The sequence below is a fragment of the Kitasatospora sp. NPDC051705 genome, from assembly GCF_044453265.1.
GTDB lineage: Bacteria > Actinomycetota > Actinomycetes > Streptomycetales > Streptomycetaceae > Kitasatospora.
Window position 1 is genome coordinate 83,102 of record NZ_JBITCO010000007.1, and the last position, 16,917, is coordinate 100,018.

Here is a 16,917-nt window from a genome sequence, read left to right on the forward strand (position 1 = left end):
CCGCCGCAACGCCCCGTACCGGCCGCCCCGCCCCCGACGAACCACCGGAAAGGACCCGCCACGGCCATGGACCGGCTCGAACGCTGCGTCGGCGACCCCGAGACCTTCCTGCGCCGGCACTGGCGCCGGGGCCCCGCCCTCCTCCACCCCGCCGACCCGCCCACCCGGCTCCTCACCCCGCAGGCCCTGTCCGACCTCGTCGACGGCGGAACGCTGCGCACCCCGTACGCCACCCTGTCCACCGCCGGGGGCGACCCCCTCCCGGAGGAACGGTTCTGCACTCCGCGGACCGTCACCGGCCACCCCCTCCAGGGCTGCCTGGACCCGGCCCTGGTCCGCACCCTGATCCAGGACGAGGGCGCCACCCTCCACCTGCACCACCTCGAACACTGGCACCCGGGCGTCCGGGAACTCACCACCGGCCTGGCCGAGGCGACGGGACGCCCGGCCGAGGCCTTCCTCGACCACACCCCGCCCGGACCGTACGGCCCCACCCACCGCGCCGACGGCGACCTCCTGGTGATCCAGCTCGACGGCACCACCCACCGGCGCGTCCACCCCGCACCCGCCGACCCCGCCTGGCGGCCCGGCCGCGAGGACACCCCCGGACCGTGCCTGCTGGAGACACCCGTCCACCCCGGCGAGGTGCTCTACGTCCCCGACGGCCACGCCCACACCGCCCGCGCCACCGGGCCCGCCCCCTCCCTCCAGCTGACCGTCGCCCTGCGCGAGGCCCGTGCCGACCACCTGCGCGCCCGGCTGCGCACCCTGCTCGCCGACAGGCCCGCCGACGGGCCCGCCCTGCCCGAGCGCCCCCTGGACGAGGCCGACCTGCTGCGCGCCGGCGCCGTCCTGCTGGACCACCTGCGCGCCCGCCTCGCCGCCGTCACCCCCGAGGACCTGGTCGCCGGGGCCCGCCGCACCGCCCACGGCGCCTGACCCGCCGCCCGGGCCGCCGCCCGAGTCGCCCGGGCCGTCGCCCGAGCCGCCCGGCGGCGCCCCGACCACCAGCCCCGGCCCGCCGGCCCGCCCCGAACCCGGCCCGCCCCGACCGCCCGAGAGCGAGACCCGCAGATGACCCAGAACTGGCTGCACCGCTGCGTGGCGGACGAAACGCACTTCCGCACCGCCCTGTGGCGCACCGCCCCGGCCGTGCTGCGCCCCGCCGACCCGCCGCTCGAGGTCCTCACCCGCCCCGAACTCGAGCGGCTGCTCGACCACGGCCTGCTGAGGACCCCCTACATCGGGCTCCACCAGGGCGCCGCCGAGCTGCCCGCGCACCGGTTCTGCCGCCCCCGGGCGGCGCTCGGCCAGGTGCTGGAGGACTGCGCCGACGGCCCGTCGGTGCGCGCCCTGGTCCGCGACGAGCGGGTCACCGTACTGCTGCGCCACGTCGAGCAGTGGCACACCGGCGTGCGCGCACTCGCCGCCGGCCTGGGTGCCCGCCTCGGCCTGCCGGTGCGGGCGGACTGCGTCCTCGCCGCCCCCGGCGGCCGGGACCACCCGGGGCACGGCGAGGACGGCGACGTCCTGGCCGTCCAGCTCTGGGGCACCGGACGCTGGCGGGTGCACGCAGCCCCTGCCACCGAGACCGCCCCCGCGTCCGGCGCCGGGCCCGCGGAGGCCGGAACGGGCGAGCTGCTGCCCGACACCGTGCTGCGCCCGGGCGAGGTGCTCTACGTCCCGCGCGGCCTCGCGTACGCCGCCCGCGCCGAGGGCGGCGAGCCCTCCGCCCACCTGGCGCTGACCGTGCGCGAACCGGCCACCGCCGACCTGCGCGCCGTCGCGCAGGCGCTGCTCGCCGACGGCTGCGACCTGCCGGAGCGCCCGCTCGGCGAGGCCGCCCTCACCGCCGCGGCCGCCGACCTGCTGGCCCACGCCACCCGCGTCCTGGACCAGCTGACCCCCGCCGACCTGCTCGCCGTCACTCGCGCCGTCCAGCTCCGCGGCCTGTCCTGACGGCCGGCCGCCACCGGCCGCGCTCCGGAATTGACCCATGAAACCGAGGTGGAATTGCCACCTGCCCGTGGGTCTTTGGCGATCTAGTCTGATCACATGACGACGACGAACACCACCGCCACCGCCGCTGCCACCACCGACACCACCGCCGTCCAGGCCCCCACCACGGCCCCCGTGCTGACCCGCTGCGCCGAGGCCGAGATCTGCGCCGACCCGAGCAGCACCATGACCCTGCTCGCCGACTCCGCGCACACCGAGGGCGGCTTCACCAGCTACCGCTCGACCTTCGCCAAGGGCGCGGTCGGGGCCCCCGCCCACTTCCACACCAAGGCGTGGGAGCTGTTCTTCGTGATCAGCGGCTCGCTGCAGGTGCTGCTCGGCGAGGAGGTCACCGTCCTCGGCGCGGGCGACTTCCTGGCGGTGCCCCCGCACACCCCGCACGCCTTCGCCGCCGCCCCGGGCGCCGAGGCCGACGTCCTGTTCGTGTTCACCCCGGGCATGGACCGCTTCGACTACCTGCGCCTGCTGGGCAGCGTCATGCGCGGCGAGAGCGACCCGAGCGCCATCGCCGCCTCCGCCGAGCGCTTCGACAACCACTACGTCGACAGCCCCGCCTGGCGCGCCGCCCTCGCCCGGAACGCCTGAGCCCCGGACGGCCCGAGTGCCCCCGGACGGCCCGAGTGCCCCCGGACGGCCCGAGTGCCCGGGCCTGCCGGTGCCCGGGCCGCGGGTGGGTGCTCCCGACGGGCCGGGGCGGGCCCGGTGTGGAACGGTGGAAGCCGGGGGTCCTGGTGGTGAGAGGAGAAGCCGATGTCGTCGAAACGTCGTCGCAAGAAGAAGGCCCGGGCCAGGCGCGGTGCCAACCACGGCCGCCGCCCCCAGTGCTGAGCACCGGGGCGTGAGCGCCCGGCTCCGCATTCCGGCTCCCCAGCGCGGGCCGGGGCCCATCCGCCCCGGCCCGCGTTGCGGTGCGTGCGTCCTCTCCGTGCGTGCCGCCCCGTCGGCCACGCCCGTCCCGCGAGACGGGCGACGTCCTCGGCGCCGGCGGGATCCCGATCCCCGCCCGGTGCCCGTCCGACCGGCGCGCCGTCCTTGCACCCGACCCTGCCGGGCCCGAACCGCGGTCGGGAACCCGACGTTCTTCCATGAGCCCTCCTGGGAAAGCCGTGTGGCGAACAGTCAGGCGATGTCACGTCACATGTTCTTTCCGTCAAGGTCGTTCGCCCTGGAACACGGCCGTCACCGGGTGGGGATCCCGGCCGTCGACTCCCGCGGAATCCTCATGGCGGCGTTGTTCAAGTGCGCGAACCATCGTTCAACTGCGGTGCCGGAGCACCGGATAGCCTTGCGTGCGGCGGACCTTTCGCCGTCCACCTGCGGCAGCAGGAATGCTCTTCGCTCAGTGCTGGTCGTCGTGGCCCGGTGTCGGTGAGTCGGGATAAGGTCCCCTCAAGATCCCGCACATCGAGATCCTCAATGGGAGATCTGACATGAGCAGCAGCGCAAGCAAGCACGAGGGATTCTCGGCCGACGAACGGGCCGCGATGAAGGACCACGCCGACGAGCTGAAGAAGGCGGCCAAGCGCGGCTCGAAGGCCGACAAGGCGGCGGAGGCCGAGCGGGACGTGCTCGCGAAGATCGCCGAGATGCAGGACTCCGACCGGGTCATGGCCGAGCGCGTCCACGCCGTCGTCACGGCCAACGCCCCGGTGCTCGCGCCGAAGCTCTGGTACGGGATGCCCGCCTACGCGCTGGACGGCAAGGTCGTCCTGTTCTTCCAGAGCGCCGAGAAGTTCAAGGCCCGCTACGCCACGCTCGGCTTCAGCGACCAGGCGAAGCTGGACGAGGGCACCATGTGGGCGGCCGGCTTCGCGCTGACCGAGGTCACGGCCGAGGTCGAGGAGAAGATCGCCGCGCTGGTGAAGCAGTCGGTCAGCTGACGCACGCCTGAACCACACTCGACGCACCCCGGTGGACGGGCCGGGCCCCGGTGGCCCGCGTCCTCCCGGGGAAGGACCGCCTGGGCCGACGGGGCCGGGCGGTCCCCGTCGTTTCGCCGGTGCCCCTCCGGTTCGGCACCGTCGGACTCGATGGCCCACTGGCGGTGGGCCGGCGGCATCCCTACGCTCGGTGCGAGTGCGCGAGCGGTCGCTGTTCGTGCCGTAGGTCCGATGGCGGAGCAGCGGGGGGCTGTGGGTCGTGGCGGGTACGGCATTCCGGTTCGCGGGGCTGCGGGAGCACGATCCCGACGGCTTCGGCGGGTTTCAGCTGCTGGCACGGCTGGGTGAGGGCGGGATGGGCCAGGTGTTCCTGGCCCTGTCGCCCGGCGGGGTGCCGGCGGCGGTGAAGGTGATCCGCTCGGAGTTCACGCAGGAGCCGCAGTTCGCCGAGCGGTTCGCTCTGGAGATCGCCGCCGCGCAGCGGGTGCGGGGTGCGCACATCGCCCCCCTGCTGGACGCGGACGCCCGGGCGGAGCGGCCGTGGCTGGCGACCTCGTACGTAGCGGGCCCCTCGCTGCGCGACCTGGTGCTGGGCACCCGCGGGCTGCCGGAGCGTCAGGTGCTGCTGCTGGCAGGGGGGATCGCGCACGCACTGGCGGACATCCACGCGGCCGGGGTGGTGCACCGTGACCTGAAGCCCGCGAACATCGTGCTGGACGAGAGCGGGCCCAAGGTCATCGACTTCGGGATCGTGAAGTCCCTGACCCAGTCGGTGACCCACTCCAGCCAGTCGACCCGGATCGGCACCCCGTTGTACATGTCGCCCGAGCAGGCGATGGGCCGTGCGGTGGGCCCGGCCTCGGACGTCTTCGCGCTCGGCTCCACCCTCTACTTCCTGGTCACCGGACGGGAGGCGTTCGGCGCGGAGAACGAGTGGGCGGTCGCCCACCGGATCGTCGCCGACACCCCGGACCTGGGCGCTGTCCCCGAGCCGCTGCGCCGGCTGATCGCCGACTGCCTCGGCAAGGACCCGGGCCGCCGCCCGACACCGGCCCAGGTCCGGCAACGGTGCGAAGCGCTCCTCGGAGGCGCGGCCGGCCCGGGAGCCTGGATGGGCATCGACGGGGCGCGCGAGGCGATCCGCGAACGCACCGACGCCCTGCGCGCGCTCACCACCCCGCAACCGCCCCAGACGGGCCGCACCCCCACCGGGCCCGGGACCCGGCCCGATCCCGGAGACGGCGACGAGCGGGAGCCCGACCAGCCACCGGGGCCGGCTTCACGGCCCGGCCCGCCCGGCGAACGCCCGCCGCAGCCGCCGGATCACCCCAAGGAGCGCCCTCCCGCAGAGCTCGTCAAGATCCTGCTCCTCATGGCGGCCGCCGCTCTCGTCGGAGCGGGCAAGAACCCGATGATGGAGCAGACCTTCACGCTCACCGCCGAGCAGAAGACGGTTCAGGTGGTCCTGGCCTTCGACTGGAAGCACCTCTTCGGAGCGGCCAACGGCAGCCCTGACCCGAGTGACTGGCTGGTCGTCCCGATCGGCTTCATCGGGGCCGCCGTGGCGATCGTCCTCGCGGCGACCGGGCTGCCCCGCGCGGGACGCGAACCGGGGAAACTGGCAGCCGTGGGAACCGGGATCTCCGTGCTCTGGGCCGGGCTGTCCATCCTCCTCCTCCTGGGGAGCCTCCAGGACCACAGTGGTGACTCCGGGTACACCGCCGTGAACAGGCGCCTCCTGACCGGCGGATGGCTGCTGATCGCCGCGAACGTCCTGGTCCTGGCCGCCGGCGCCGTCCTGATCTGGTGGGAGGAGATCAGGCCGACCCTGAAGCCGAACCGGAACTGACCGGGGCCGTCGACCAGAACGCGCCGGGAGCGGGCGAACGAGGGAGCGCGGCACCGCCCGGCCTGTCGTGCGGGGGTCCAGGGCATGGGTGACGTGGTGTTCCCGGGGCGCCTTCGCCGCTTCACCGCCCGAGCAGCCCCGGGCCCGCCGGTGGCTCGGCCCCGGGCCCGTCCACGGCGGGGGAGCGGGCGGAGTGGGCGGCGCGGGCCCGGGTGCGGACCTCGGCGACGGCCGGGCAGGTCGCGTAGACGCGGGTGAGGTGCGCCAGGTGGTCGGCCTCCGACCCCAGGGCCCGCGGCGGTTCGGCCGACGGGACGGCGGCCGGCACGGTGGGCGCCGCGCCCGGGTCGGGCAGGGCGCCGGCGGCCGCGCGCTCCAGGGCGGCCGCCAGCGCCGCGGCCTCGGCGGTGGCCGCCGCCCGGTCGGCGGGCGGCGGGAAGCGCCGGGTCGCACCGGCGAGCCACTGCGCGGTGCGCGGGTCCAGGTGCTGGCGCAGGATCAGCCGGGCGTCGTGGATCTCGATGATCCGCCGGTACAGCGCGAACTGCGGGTCGCGCGGCGGCAGGAGCGCCGACAGCCGCCGGACCGGGACGAGCGCGATCTCCGGCAGCACGGTGTGCAGGTCCCGCCAGAGCGGGGCGAGCGCCCGGTGCCGGCGGTGGGCCAGCAGCCAGCCGCTCACGGCGGCCGGCACGACCGGCCACAGCGTCGCGCCCAGGCCCGCCCCGAGCAGGGTCACGCACACCAGTCCCAGCACGCCGCACAGGGCGTCCTCGGCGCCGTCCTGGGAGCCGGTGGCGGCCGCGCGCACCACGTCGTCGACGCCCCAGGCGGTCCACAGCAGGCCGGCGGCCACGCCCAGCACGATCAGCCGCAACCCGGTGCGCGTGGGTCCCGGCCCGCCGGACGCCCGGGTGAGCTGCAGGAGTTGACGCAGCAGGGCGGCGAGGCAGTGGGCGAGGTAGAGCACGCCGACGGCGCTGTACCCGGCCAGCGCCAGGTGGGCGCCGGTGGACGGCGCGGCGCTCAGCTCGCGGGCCCCCGGGCCGGGCGAGGCCAGCGCCAGCAGCGCCGCCCGCAGCGCCAGCACACCGGCGAGCACGGCGAGTCGGCGCCGCACCGCCCGGCGCCCCGGTTCGGGGGTGCACAGCGCCAGGGCGAGCAGCCGCACCGCGCAGGCCGCGCACAGCCGCAGCGCCTCGCCCACCAGCACCGGCACCAGGGGGACCACCGGCACCGGTGCGAACGGACCGAGCCGGTCGGCGAGTTCGACGCTGGGCGGGGCGAGCAGCAGCAGGGCGGCGGACAGCAGGGCGGCGGCGTGGCGGGTGTAGCGGGCGACGGCGCGCGGGCCGGTCCGGCGGCCGGGGGCGAGACGGCAGGTGCCCAGGGCGAAGAACAGGGCCACGCCGTAGACGGTCAGGCCGGTCACGGCCGTCCCGTCCGCGGCGTGGCGCCCGCGGAGCCGGCGCGCGGTCTCAGAGCGGCGCCCGGGCTCGGGTCGGCGCCCGGTGCTGCTGCGGGTGCGGTGCCCGGGCTCGGTGCGGTGTCCGGGCTCGGTGCGGTGTCCGCTGTCGGTTCGGGTGCCGGTGCGGTGCCCGTGCCCGGATCGGTGTCCGCCGGCGGCCGCACCGCGGGTGCGCCGGTGAGCAGGGCGTCCAGGGCGTCCAGGAGGTCCAGGCCGCCGGCGCGCGGTGCGGCGTCGGGGCCCGGCGGGTGGGCGGCGTCGGCCTCGGAGGCCCGGCTGAGGATCAGCGAGGCCAGCAACTCGGCCTCCCGCTCCTGGGGTTCGTCGTAGCAGGTGCGCCCGAGCACCCGCTGCACCAGCGCGGGGGACAGGTGCGGCAGCAGGGCGGAGACCGGGCCGAGCGGCGCCGAACCGGCGTGTTCCAGCAGCAGGTGGGCGATCTCGTGGACCAGGATGTGCCGGCGGTGCAGCGCGCTGGTGTCCGCGGTGTACAGGATGTAGTCCGTCTCCCGGGTGGAGACCAGCAGCCCGCAGGGCGTCCCGGCCCGGGCGGCCACCGGCAGCAGGGAGATCGGCCGCCCCCGCCGCCGGGCGAGCCGCTCCAGCAGCACCGTGGCGTCGAACGGGCTCGGCAGTTCCAGTCGTTCGGCCACCCGCCGGCAGCGCCGTAACGCCACCCGGTAGCACCTGTCGTCCCACACGCCGTGTTCCCTCCCAGCTCAGCGATCCCTCACCCCCCGATCCCCCGATCGCTCCGGGTCCCCCGACCCGGCTGCCCCCGATCCCCCCGACCCCCCGGGTCTGCGAACCCTGCTCCCACGGCCCCGCTCCCACGGCCCCGCTCCCACGGCCCCGGCCCCAGGGCCGCGGCCGGCCCCGAACCGTGGCCCCCGACCGTGGCCCCCGAGCGCCGTCCCCGGCGGTGCGCCGATCCCCCGATCGGCCCGCCCGCCGGGCCCGTCGTGCACCTCCCCGTGCGCCCCCGCCCGTCGGCCCTCCCGCCCTGCTCGCCGGCCCTGCCCGCCGGCCCTGCCCGTCCGCGGCCCCCGCCGCCGGCGTCAGGGCGCCTGGTTGCGGCGCGCCGCGTCCCGGCGGGCGATGACGTCGATCAGCTCGCTCACCGTGTCCAGGCCCTCGGGCGACAGCCCGACCGCGCGCAGCGCCAGGCTGCACACACCCGCGTCCCGCAGCGCGCCGAGCAGGGCGAGCTCCTTGGCGATCTCCGCGCCCTGCCGCTCGTCGAAGAAGTACGCCGGCGGCACCTGGAAGAACCGGGCGAGCGCCTCCAGGTGGCGCTTGGTCGGGTTGTCCCGGCGCCCGGTGCGCAGCTGCCACAGGTAGGTGGTGGAGAAGGACTCCCCGGTCGCCGCGCGGCAGGCCCGGGCGACCTCCTCGTTGGTGTACTGCTCGCGGTCGGGCCTGCGGACGGTCTGGAACAGCGCCTCGATCCGGGCCGCCAGCCCGGACGGCTCCGCCGGCCCGGACCGATCCGCCGGCCCGGACGGTTCCACCCGTGCGGACGGCTCCGCCGGCCCGTCCTCCCGGGGCGACCGTGCCATGACCCACCCCACCCTTCCCCCGGCCGGGCCCCGCGCACCGCGCGCCCTGGTGGGCGCGCCGGGACCGGCCACGCCACGATAGCCCAACGGCATGAGCTGACGTGGATCCCAAGTCACCCGGGATTCACCTTGGTTGACCCTTCCGGAGGTGCCTGACATGCTGGACGGAAGGCGGCCCGAACGATTTGACGAGTCGTCAGACTCGTTCTTTTTGCCGACACTTGACGTTTCCCCCGGGGCGGCCGAACGATCTTCGCCCACCGGTAGAGTGACCGGCTCCCGTGGGAGCGCGAGGTGTTGACGACCAGCGGTGGCACCCGGCCCGACCGGCCCGGCCCGCCGACGGCAGGAACTGGGAAAGGGGACAACCGTGGACACGGCGGCACGACGACCGCAGACCGTGCGACTGGGCTTCCTGTGGCGGGCGGCCGGCGCCCCCGTCGGCTGTGTGCTCGCCCTCGCGATGGGCGCCGTCCTGGCCGACTCCGGGGACGCCGGCCGGATGGGCGCCGTCCCCGCACTCCTGCTCTCCGGCGCCGCGGTCCTGTGCGCGGCCCTGCCCGTCCCGTACGGCTTCTGGGTCCGCGCCGACGAACACGGCCTCACCCTCGTCCGGGCGTTCGTCCCGCGCCGCTACCGGTGGCGCGACATCGACGGCCTCACCATGGACGCCGGACGCGACACCGACTCCGGCATCCCCCGGCTCGTCCTGCTGCTGCGCCTGAACCCGGACCCCCGCGCCACCGCCCGTCCCGTCCGCTCCCGCCCGTCCCTCCGCTCCCTCCGGCCCCTCGGCTCCCTCCGAGGGCCCGGCCGCGCCGACCGGGGGACCCGCCTGCACGGGCCCGTCCTGGGCATCCTGGGCACCACCCGCGACGGACTGCCGCGCGGCACCGAATCCCGCCGCCTCGCCGACCTGTTCGACCTGCTGCGCCGCCACGGAGTCCCGTTCGAAGACCACCGCTACGCCGACCTCGTCCTCACCGCCCACGGCTACCCCGCACTCGCCCACACCGCGGGCCCCGGGGCCCGTCCCGAAGCCCGCCCCGCCGCCTGACCCCCGGGCGCCCCTGGCTCTGAAGCGGCCCCCTGACCCTCTGACGCCTGGAACGCCCTGCCGCCGCGTTGAGCCGCCCGGCGGCCCGCGGCCGTAGTCCCCGACGGGTGCGCGCCCGCCGGACGGCGCGCCAGGACGTCAGGAGGGCCGGCGTGCTCAGGTTCCACGGCGCGTGGCGGATCACCGTGGTCGGCAAGAACGCCGACTTCGACCAGCGCGCGGTGGTGCGCAGCCCCTACGGAGCCCGGGTGCTCCCCGGGCGGGTCGGCGCCACCCTGGACGTCGACGAGGACAGCTGGGCGCTCACCCTGGAACACCACCTGTGGGGCCGCAGCTGGCAGCCCAACCTGCGCACCACCCCCGGGCCGGTCACCGAACGCGACGGCATGCGCAGCCGACTGCTGGTCAGCAACGACTGCCACTGGCCCGGCAAGCCCCTGGACTACGTCAACTTCGTCCTGCGCCTCGACCAGCTCCCCACCGCCGCCCCGCACCCGCTCCCCGTCCGGGCCGCCGCGCGTCACCTCGCCGCCGTGCCCCCGAACCCGGCCCCCGCCCGGGCCGCGCGCCACCTCGCCGCCGTCCCGCCGCCACCGTCCGCGCCCCGCGCCGTGCGCACCTCCTCCGACGGCCCCGCCACGGCCGCGCCCCGCCCGCAGGAGGACACCGCCACCCGGTAGGGCCCGGCCGGCCGCCATCGGGCCCAGCTGTCGGGCCTGGCCGTCGGGCTGCTCCCGGGGTGGCCCCGGGGTCGCGGGCCCACCGGCCTGCCGGGGGCGCGGGCCACGGGGATAAAGTCCCAGGTGAGCACCGTCGCGCCCGAGGAGACCCCGCCATGCCGACCGACCCCGACGCCACCACGGCCCCCGCCGCCGACGCGCCCGCCGACCGCCCATCGACCACGCGCTACGGCCTGGGCACCGCAGCCGTCGGCCGGCCCGGCTACATCACCCTCGGACGCGACGCCGACCTGCCCGCCGAGCGCACCGTCGAGGCGCTGCGCGAGCGCACCCACGCCCTGCTCGACGCCGCGTACGCCGCCGGTGTGCGCTACTTCGACACGGCCCGCTCCTACGGCCGGGCCGAGGAGTTCCTCGCCCAGTGGCTCACCGCGCACCCCGAAGCCGCCGCCCACGCCACCGTCGGCAGCAAGTGGGGCTACACCTACACCGCCGGCTGGCAGGCCGACGCGGCGGGCCCGCACGAGGTCAAGGAGCACTCGACGGCGGTGTTCGACCGTCAGATCCGCGAGACCCGCTCCCTGCTCGGCCCGCACCTGGACGTCTACCTCGTCCACTCCGTCACCCCCGACAGCCCCGCCCTGACCGACCCCGACCTGCACGCCCGCCTGGCCGGCCTGGCCGCGCAGGGCGTGCGGGTGGGCCTGTCCACCAGCGGACCGGCCCAGGCCGACACCATCCGCGCCGCCCTGCGCGTCACCGCCGACGGCCGGCCCCTGTTCGCCGCCGTCCAGGCCACCTGGAACCTCCTCGAACCCTCCGCCGGCCCCGCCCTCGCCGAGGCCCACGCGGCCGGCTGGCTCGTCGTCGTCAAGGAGGGCATGGCCAACGGCCGCCTCGCCGACCGCAACGCCACCGGCCCCGACACCACCGCCCTGCGCGCACTCGCCGCCCGCACCGGCGCGTCCACCGACGCCCTCGCCCTGGCCGCGGCCGCCGCACAGCCCTGGGCCGACCTGGTGCTGTCCGGCGCCGCCACCCTCGACCAGCTCGCCTCCAACCTCACCGCCGCCACCCTCCACCCCACCCCCGAGGACCTGGCCGCCCTCACCGCGCTCGCCGAACCCGCCGACGCGTACTGGCGCACCCGCTCCGCCCTGCCCTGGGCCTGACGCACCCGCAGCCTGCGGCCACCGCGGCGGCCGGGCCGTCGGTGCCCACCGAGGGCCGGCTGTCGGTGCCGGCGCCTAGCGTGAGGCGCATGACCCAGCCCCAGCCCCTGCCGCCGCAGGCCACGCTGCCCGTCCCCCTCCCGCCCGGCCGCCCGATAGCCGGCGAGGAGTGGGGGCGCCGCGAGCCGTACCTGTGGATCAGCGACGACGCGGCCCCAGCCGGCCTGTGGCAGCAACTGCACCGCGCCCACCCGCAGACCGGCCTGTGGCCGCTGCTGCTCGTACCGCTGCGCGAGGACGGCGAGTTCCGCCCCTGGCTGTCCGGCGAACTCAGCCCCGAGGCCGCCTCCGACCCCTCCTCCTACGACCCCGCCGCACTGCTGCGCACCTGGTGGCGGGGCATCAGCAGTACCGGTGAGGACGAGGACGGGGACGAGCTCTTCCCGGAGGACGCCGCCGAGCTCCAGGAGGCCCTCGCCCCCTTCGGCTCCCAGTGGCCCGGCCCCGCCCCCGCCGCCACCCTCCCCGAGGGCGCCGCCGGCAGCGAGGCCCGCGCCCTGGCCGACGTCCTGCAGGGCCTGCGCGGCCCGCGCCTGGGCCTGGTCGGCGCCGCGAGCGGCGCCGAAGCCCTGGTCGCCTGCGGGTGGCGCGGCCCGACCAACCACGAGGAGGACACCGCGAAGATCGCCGCCGTCCTCGCCGACTGGGAACGCCGCTTCGGCGCCCAGGTCGTCCAGGTCGGCTTCGACACCCTGGAGTTGAGCGTCGCCGCCCCGCCCGCCACCCCCGCCGAGGCCCTGCGCGTGGCCGCCGAGCACACCGCCTTCTGCCCCGACCTCGTCTTCCAGGGCACCGGCGCCCTCACCGCCTACGCCGAGGAGCTCGTCGGCAGCCACCACTGGTCCTTCTGGTGGGACTGAGCCGGCGGCGAGGCTGAGCCGGCTGCGGGGCTGAGGCAGCGGGGGGTGCCTGCCGTGCGGGGGCCGGGGGCCGTCAGCTCCGGCGGGCGCCCCGGAGGATCCGGGCGACGACGGCCGCGGCCCGCTCCGGGTGCTCCTCCAGCCAGGCACCGAGGTGCTCCCGGACGGCCTCCGCGACGCAGGCGCGCACCGGGTGGTTGCCGAGCACGTCGCGGATCGACCCCTCGAACTCGGGGTGGTCCAGTTTCACCGACACCACCGCCGTCAGGCCCTCGCCGACCAGCTCGGGGCCGATCGGCGTCGGGCCGACCGGTGCCGGGGCGCCCGGTGCCGCTGCGGGCTCCACCGGGTCGGCCGTGCGGGCGTACGCGTCGAGCGCGGCGGCCACCCCGTCGCGCAGCCCCTCCAGGTGCGTCCCGTAGGCGGTGGCCCGGCTGTTGGCGAAGCCGCGCACCCGCTCCCCGGCGCAGTCGCGCCAGCGCAGCGCCACCTCCAGCGTCCCCGCCATCCGCGGGTCCTCGCACTCGAAGCCGATGACGTCCGGGTGGACGGGCGTCACGCCCTCCCCGTCGAGGAGGGCGACGAAGTCCCGTGCCCCGCCCGGGAAGTGGAAGCGCTCGGACCTGTCCCCGGCCGGACCGCGCCGGTCGGTCAGCGAGAGGTCCAGGCCCCGGTTCAGCAGGGCGAGCTCCCGCAGGTGCTCCGCCAGCACGTCGAAGGAGCACCACGTCGTCTCGAAGATCCCGGCATCGGGCCGGAACGCCAGGGCCGTCCCGCTCCCGGCGGCCGGTTCGGTCCCGGTGGCCGGTCCCGCCTGTCAGCGGCCCGGAGCCGACGGCCCGGTCGCCCCTCCGCGATCCTCCCCGTGCCCACCGAACCCGAGGAGCGTCCCCTGAACACCGCCTGCGCGGAGGCCCTGTCGATCGCCATGCTGGCCCTGGTCCTGGTCGGCGCGGTGGTGCGTCCCTGGGGCTGGCGGGAGGCCGCGCTCGCCCTCCCGCTGCCGCCCTGCTGATCGTCACCGGAGCCGTCCCGCTCGACCACGCGACCGCCGAGGCCGCCCGGCTGGGCCCGGTGATCGGGTTCCTCGCCGCCGTCCTGGTGCTGGCCCAGCTGTGCGACGACGAAGGGCTCTTCCACGCCTGCGGGGCCTGGATGGCGCGCAGCGCGGCCGGGCGGCCGCAACGGCTGCTGGTGCAGGTCTTCGTCGTCGCCTCCGTGGTGACGGCCGTCCTCAGCCTGGACGCCACGGTCGTGCTGCTCACCCCGGTCGTCCTCGCCACCGCCGCCCGCCTCGGCGCCCGCCCCGCCCCGCACCTCTACGCCTGCGCGCACCTGTCGAACACGGCCTCGCTGCTGCTGCCCGTCTCCAACCTGACCAACCTGCTCGCCTTCACCGCCAGCGGCCTGAGCTTCAGCCGCTTCGCCGCACTGATGGCCCTGCCCTGGCTGGTCGCGATCGCCGTCGAGTACGTGGTGCTGCGCCGTTTCTTCGCCGCCGACCTGGCCGCCGGGGCCGAGGCGCCGCCGCCCGGCGAGGAGCCGCGGATGCCGCTGTTCGCCCTGGTCACGGTGGGCTGCACGCTCGCCGGGTTCGTCGTCGCCTCGGCGGTCGGGGTCAACCCGGCCTGGGCGGCGCTGGCCGGGGCCGCGGTGCTGGCCGTGCGGGCGCTGGTCCGTGGCCGCACCACGGTGGCGGCCATCACCCGCTCCGCCGCCGTGCCCTTCCTGGCGTTCGTGCTGGGGCTGGGCGTCGTGGTGCGCGCGGTCGTCGACAACGGGCTGGCCTCCGGGCTCGCCCACCTCATCCCGCACGGCACCGCGCTGCCCGCCCTGTTCGGCCTCGCCGCGCTGGCCGCCGTCCTGGCCAACGTCATCAACAACCTGCCCGCCACCCTCGTCCTGGTGCCGCTGGCGGCGCCGGCCGGCCCCGGCGCCGTCCTGGCCGTGCTGTTGGGCGTCAACATCGGCCCCAACCTCACCTACGCCGGCTCGCTGGCCACCCTGCTGTGGCGGCGCATCGTCCTCGACCAGGGCGGCGAGGTCAGCCTGCGGCAGTTCACCCGCCTGGGCGTGCTCGCCGTCCCCGCCACCCTGGCCGCCGCCGTCCTGGCGCTGTGGGCGTCCCTGCAGCTCATCGGGACGTGACGGTGCACCGGGACGTGACGGCGCACCGGGAGGGGAGGGTGCACCGGGAGGGGAAGGCGCACCGGGAGGGGAGGGCGGGCGCCGCGGCGCCCGCCCTCCCCTCCCGCGGTCAGTACTCGGAGCTGGGCGCGGCCGCCGTCGGCCCGAGGTCGGGGGCGTCGCGCAGCTCCACCGCCGAGCCGGGCCGGTCGAGTTCGAGGACGACCAGCTCGTTGCCGCCCGCGCGCCACAGCGGCGCGGGGGCGTAGAGGGTGCGCTGCGGGCCCTCGGCGCTGTGGCGTCCGAGCAGGAAGCCGTTGAGCCACAGCAGGCCGCGGCCCCAGCCGGGCAGGGCCACGAAGGCGTCGGCGGGGGAGTCGAGGACGGCCGTGTAGCGGTGGAACGCCGGACGGCCCCCGGACGCCTCGCCGCCCCCGCCGCCGTCCCCGCCGCCCTCCCCGCCGCCGTGGTCCTGCGCATCGTCGTCGTAGCGCAGCCCGGCCAGGTCGGTCAGCGGCAGCGGCCGGATCTGCCAGCCGAACAGCCGCTGGCCGCCGTGCGAGACGCCGCGGGTGATGCCCTTGCGGTCGTCCATCTGCGGGCCGTAGTTCACCCGCCCGAGCGCCTCGACCAGGACGTCCAGCACCACCCCGTCCTCGCCGGTGGCCAGCTCCAGCGTCTCGCCGGGGGAGTTGCGGTCCAGCACGCCGAGCAGCCGCCCGTCCGCGAAGACGTGCGCGCGGTCCGCCAGCCCGTCGATGCGCAGCGGCAGCCCGGGCCGGGGCCCGGGCACCCGGGTGCGGTAGTGGATCAGCCCGCGGTCCTGCCCGAGCTGCTCCATCGGCAGCGGCGCGGCCCGCTCCGCCACCCGGGACAGCACGTCCAGGTGCTCCAGCAGTCCGGCCCGGCCGTCCGCCCGGTCCAGGCGCTGCGGCGCCACCCGGGGCGGGTCGGCGGGCAGCTCGCCCGGCGGCAGCGGCAGGTAGCGGCCGATGACCTCGCGCAGGGCGTGGAACTTCTCCGTCAGCTCGCCCGCCTCGCCGATCGGCGCGTCGTAGTCGTAGCTGGTGACGGTCGGCTCGTACCCGGCGTCGCACGGGTGGGCGCCGGAGTGGTTGGCGCCCGACCACAGGCCGAAGTTGGTGCCGCCGTGCGCCATGTACAGGTTGACGGAGGCGCCGGTGGCCAGCAGCTCGTCCAGCGAGGCCGCGGTCTCCTTCGCGTCGCGCACGTGGTGCGGCAGCCCCAGGCGGTCGAACCAGCCGATCCAGAACTCCATCGCCGCCAGCGGCCCCTGCGGCTGCTGGCGGCGCAGCACCGCTAGGCGCTCGGGCGCGCGCGAGCCGAACGTCGCGGTCGACAGGTGCCCGGGGATCGTGCCGCCCTGCTGCATGGTGTCGTGGGCGCCGTCCGTGGTGAACAGGAGGCAGTCCACGCCCCGGCGCACCAGCCCGTCCCGCAGGTGCAGCAGGTACGCGGCGTCGGTGCCGTAGCTGCCGTACTCGTTCTCCACCTGCACCGCCACCACCGGGCCGCCCCGGCTCGCCAGCAGCGGCAGCAGCTCCGGCACCAGCGCGTCGAACCAGCCGTCCACCTCCGCCAGGTACGCCGGATCGGCGCAGCGCAGCCGCAGCCCCTCCACCGCCAGCAGCCGGGCAGGCAGCCCGCCGAACTCCCACTCCGCGCAGATGTACGGCCCCGGGCGCAGGATCACGTCCAGGCCCAGGTCCCCGGCCAGGCGCACGAAACGGGCCACGTCCCGCCACCCGGTGAAGTCCACCTCCCCGCGCCGCACCTCGTGGAAGTTCCACGGCACGTACGTGTCCACCGTGTTCACGCCCAGCGCCCGCAACCGCCGCAGCCGGTCCTCCCACAGCGCGGGATGGACCCGGAAGTAGTGCAGGGCCCCCGCCACGATCCGGTGCGGCACCCCGCCGCGCAGGAACCCGGTGGCGTCGTACTCCAGCATGCGCAGACCCGCTTTCAGTCGCCCGACATCGGAAGGCGAACCCGCAGGTCGAGGGCCCGCCGGACCCCCACCACCCACAGCCCGCCCCAGCTGCGGCCCCGAGCCTAACGAACCCCGCCCGCGGGGGCCTGAACCTCCACCCTGTCCGCTTTCACCGGGTTCATTCCTGTGATCCACGCCACTTAAGGCCAATGGCTCTTTGTCGACTTACTGACAG

At 76.5% G+C, this 16,917-nt stretch carries 14 protein-coding genes and 1 pseudogene; 10 read left to right on the plus strand and 5 right to left on the minus strand.

All coding sequences use genetic code 11. The annotated features are described in order from the left end of the window. The first annotated feature begins 66 nt into the window (after nt 1-66). The 5 genes from ACIA8Q_RS11710 (at nt 67) to ACIA8Q_RS11730 (ending at nt 5,748) form a co-directional block, all read left to right on the plus strand. The gene (locus ACIA8Q_RS11710; RefSeq protein WP_360207122.1) at nt 67-939 is read left to right on the plus strand and encodes a JmjC domain-containing protein; all 873 of its coding nucleotides are present in this window, start codon (nt 67-69) and stop codon (nt 937-939) included. Between the two features lie 135 nt (nt 940-1,074). Then, nucleotides 1,075-1,959, plus strand: coding sequence for a JmjC domain-containing protein (locus ACIA8Q_RS11715; protein ID WP_360207125.1), 885 nt, complete (start codon nt 1,075-1,077; stop codon nt 1,957-1,959). A 96-nt stretch (nt 1,960-2,055) separates the two neighbouring features. Then, entirely contained in the window at nt 2,056-2,604 is a 549-nt protein-coding gene (locus ACIA8Q_RS11720; RefSeq protein WP_360207128.1) for a cupin domain-containing protein, read from the plus strand. An 845-nt stretch (nt 2,605-3,449) separates the two neighbouring features. Continuing rightward, the gene (locus ACIA8Q_RS11725) at nt 3,450-3,899 is read left to right on the plus strand and encodes a hypothetical protein (protein ID WP_360207131.1); all 450 of its coding nucleotides are present in this window, start codon (nt 3,450-3,452) and stop codon (nt 3,897-3,899) included. Nucleotides 3,900-4,158: 259 nt separating this feature from the next. Beyond that, nucleotides 4,159-5,748, plus strand: coding sequence for a serine/threonine-protein kinase (locus tag ACIA8Q_RS11730; RefSeq protein WP_360207133.1), 1,590 nt, complete (start codon nt 4,159-4,161; stop codon nt 5,746-5,748). 121 nt (nt 5,749-5,869) lie between these two features. On the opposite strand, the gene ACIA8Q_RS11735 is transcribed toward ACIA8Q_RS11730, so the two are convergent. The 3 genes from ACIA8Q_RS11735 to ACIA8Q_RS11745 form a co-directional block, all read right to left on the minus strand. Then, the gene (locus ACIA8Q_RS11735; RefSeq protein WP_360207134.1) at nt 5,870-7,180 is read right to left on the minus strand and encodes an MAB_1171c family putative transporter; all 1,311 of its coding nucleotides are present in this window, start codon (nt 7,178-7,180) and stop codon (nt 5,870-5,872) included. Beyond that, on the minus strand, nt 7,177-7,917 hold the full coding sequence (locus tag ACIA8Q_RS11740; protein WP_387902668.1) for a hypothetical protein: 741 nt from the start codon (nt 7,915-7,917) through the stop codon (nt 7,177-7,179). Before ACIA8Q_RS11740 ends, ACIA8Q_RS11735 begins: the two co-directional genes overlap by 4 nt. 357 nt (nt 7,918-8,274) lie before the next feature. After that, the gene (locus tag ACIA8Q_RS11745) at nt 8,275-8,775 is read right to left on the minus strand and encodes an XRE family transcriptional regulator (RefSeq protein ID WP_396317070.1); all 501 of its coding nucleotides are present in this window, start codon (nt 8,773-8,775) and stop codon (nt 8,275-8,277) included. A gap of 370 nt (nt 8,776-9,145) precedes the next feature. Here ACIA8Q_RS11745 and ACIA8Q_RS11750 point away from each other — a divergent pair, with 370 nt between their 5' ends. From ACIA8Q_RS11750 to ACIA8Q_RS11765, 4 genes are all read left to right on the plus strand, one after another. Continuing rightward, a complete protein-coding gene (locus tag ACIA8Q_RS11750) occupies nt 9,146-9,832 on the plus strand; it encodes a hypothetical protein (protein ID WP_387902662.1) in 687 nt (228 codons plus the stop codon). Between the two features lie 152 nt (nt 9,833-9,984). Then, nucleotides 9,985-10,512: a hypothetical protein gene (locus tag ACIA8Q_RS11755; RefSeq protein WP_396317071.1), complete on the plus strand. Its 528-nt coding sequence runs from the start codon at nt 9,985-9,987 to the stop codon at nt 10,510-10,512. Between the two features lie 155 nt (nt 10,513-10,667). Further along, nucleotides 10,668-11,684: an aldo/keto reductase gene (locus ACIA8Q_RS11760; protein WP_396317072.1), complete on the plus strand. Its 1,017-nt coding sequence runs from the start codon at nt 10,668-10,670 to the stop codon at nt 11,682-11,684. 89 nt (nt 11,685-11,773) lie between these two features. Further along, the gene (locus ACIA8Q_RS11765) at nt 11,774-12,604 is read left to right on the plus strand and encodes a DUF4253 domain-containing protein (RefSeq protein WP_396317073.1); all 831 of its coding nucleotides are present in this window, start codon (nt 11,774-11,776) and stop codon (nt 12,602-12,604) included. Nucleotides 12,605-12,677: 73 nt separating this feature from the next. On the opposite strand, the gene ACIA8Q_RS11770 is transcribed toward ACIA8Q_RS11765, so the two are convergent. Continuing rightward, nucleotides 12,678-13,316: a hypothetical protein gene (locus ACIA8Q_RS11770; protein WP_396317074.1), complete on the minus strand. Its 639-nt coding sequence runs from the start codon at nt 13,314-13,316 to the stop codon at nt 12,678-12,680. A 216-nt stretch (nt 13,317-13,532) separates the two neighbouring features. Between ACIA8Q_RS11770 and ACIA8Q_RS11775 the strand changes: the two are divergent. Further along, nucleotides 13,533-14,752 (plus strand): annotated as a pseudogene (locus tag ACIA8Q_RS11775) (SLC13 family permease). Between the two features lie 109 nt (nt 14,753-14,861). On the opposite strand, the gene ACIA8Q_RS11780 reads toward ACIA8Q_RS11775, so the two are convergent. Continuing rightward, a complete protein-coding gene (locus ACIA8Q_RS11780; RefSeq protein ID WP_396317075.1) occupies nt 14,862-16,700 on the minus strand; it encodes a beta-galactosidase family protein in 1,839 nt (612 codons plus the stop codon). Between the last annotated feature and the right edge of the window lie 217 nt (nt 16,701-16,917).

What these genes read in the sequence shown, in the direction of transcription:
- ACIA8Q_RS11720 (WP_360207128.1), top strand. Translation starts at nt 2,056, where the DNA reads ATGACGACGACGAACACCACCGCCACCGCCGCTGCCACCACCGACACC.
- ACIA8Q_RS11710 (WP_360207122.1), top strand. Translation starts at nt 67, where the DNA reads ATGGACCGGCTCGAACGCTGCGTCGGCGACCCCGAGACCTTCCTGCGC.
- ACIA8Q_RS11780 (WP_396317075.1), bottom strand. Translation starts at nt 16,700, where the DNA reads ATGCTGGAGTACGACGCCACCGGGTTCCTGCGCGGCGGGGTGCCGCAC.
- ACIA8Q_RS11715 (WP_360207125.1), top strand. Translation starts at nt 1,075, where the DNA reads ATGACCCAGAACTGGCTGCACCGCTGCGTGGCGGACGAAACGCACTTC.
- ACIA8Q_RS11745 (WP_396317070.1), bottom strand. Translation starts at nt 8,775, where the DNA reads ATGGCACGGTCGCCCCGGGAGGACGGGCCGGCGGAGCCGTCCGCACGG.
- ACIA8Q_RS11725 (WP_360207131.1), top strand. Translation starts at nt 3,450, where the DNA reads ATGAGCAGCAGCGCAAGCAAGCACGAGGGATTCTCGGCCGACGAACGG.
- ACIA8Q_RS11760 (WP_396317072.1), top strand. Translation starts at nt 10,668, where the DNA reads ATGCCGACCGACCCCGACGCCACCACGGCCCCCGCCGCCGACGCGCCC.
- ACIA8Q_RS11765 (WP_396317073.1), top strand. Translation starts at nt 11,774, where the DNA reads ATGACCCAGCCCCAGCCCCTGCCGCCGCAGGCCACGCTGCCCGTCCCC.